General features: G+C 63.3%; 1 protein-coding gene. It reads right to left on the reverse strand.

Features of this window, described 5'->3' with window-relative positions:
• On the reverse strand, nucleotides 1-994 hold a 994-nt coding region (locus RH857_RS13530; protein ID WP_310538500.1), incomplete at its 3' end, for an IS481 family transposase.
• Nucleotides 995-1,113 lie beyond the last annotated feature (119 nt).

The following is a 1,113-nucleotide window of genomic DNA, read 5'->3' on the forward strand; positions in this document are numbered from 1 at the left end:
TGTGATGTTCAGGGAGGTTGGTCAGCCTGGTGATGGGTGGTTGGCCTCCGATGGCTGAGTGGGCTCGGTGATGATTATAGAAGTGCAGCCAGCCTGGAAGCGCCGCGCGCCGCGCGGCTTCTGAGGGGTACAGGCGGGCGTATGCCCATCCGTCAGAGAGGGTGCGGTGGAAGCGTTCAATCTTGCCGTTGGTCTGGGGCCTGTAGGGCCGGGTCTTCTTCGGTTTGATTCCCAGTGCCGCGCAGGCTGCCGACCAGGCCCGAGACCGGTAGGCGCTGCCGTTGTCTGAGAGGACACGTTCGACAGTGACGCCGCGGGCTTGGAACCATGCTGTGGCTCTCTGCAGTACCCCGATGGCGGTGGCTGCGGTCTCATCAGAGCAGATCTCCGCGTAGGCGACTCGGGAGTGATCATCGATCACGGTGTGCAGGTAGCAGGTGCCCAGCCGCGGGTTTCGATGATCATTGCGTTCCCCGGTGCGGTGAGCAGTAGCGCTGCGGTTCTTCCTGCCCTGGGCCTTGCCGGTGAAGCGCCAGCCTCCGCCGTCGGGGATATTGCCGAATTTGGTGACATCGACATGGATCAGTGACCCAGGATGAGCGTGTTCGTAGCGGCGTAGGGGCTCACCAGTAGCTCGGTCGATATGGGCCAGCCGGTTGATCCGGCACCGGACCAGCACTGCGTGGACTGTCGAGGCTGGAACACCCACTCGGCCGGCGATCTGGACTGGCCCGAGGCGTTTGCGCCACCGTAGGGCCACGATCCGCCGGGTCATCGCAGGACTGGTCTTGGTGGGCATGGTGCGCGGACGGGAAGAGCGGTCCTGCATCCCCGCCACACCTTCATCGCGATACCGCAGGGCCCATTTGCGGGCAGTGCGGGCGCTGACATGGAAGTACTTACCCGCCGCGGTGTAAGTCCACCCGTCTTCGAGGACCAGCTGCGCCATGCGCAGGCGTGTACGAGGGGTCAGAAGGGCATTAGCGTGGGACATGAAGGCCTCCGGTTTGTGTGTGAAGCGGTTCCTAGACAGCTCCACTTCACCACCGGAGGTCTTCACCTATTCAGCAGGACTCACCGAACCTCGTCGGAACAACGTGTCTGAACATCACA

This window comes from Nesterenkonia flava, from assembly GCF_031432335.1.
Lineage (GTDB): Bacteria > Actinomycetota > Actinomycetes > Actinomycetales > Micrococcaceae > Nesterenkonia > Nesterenkonia flava.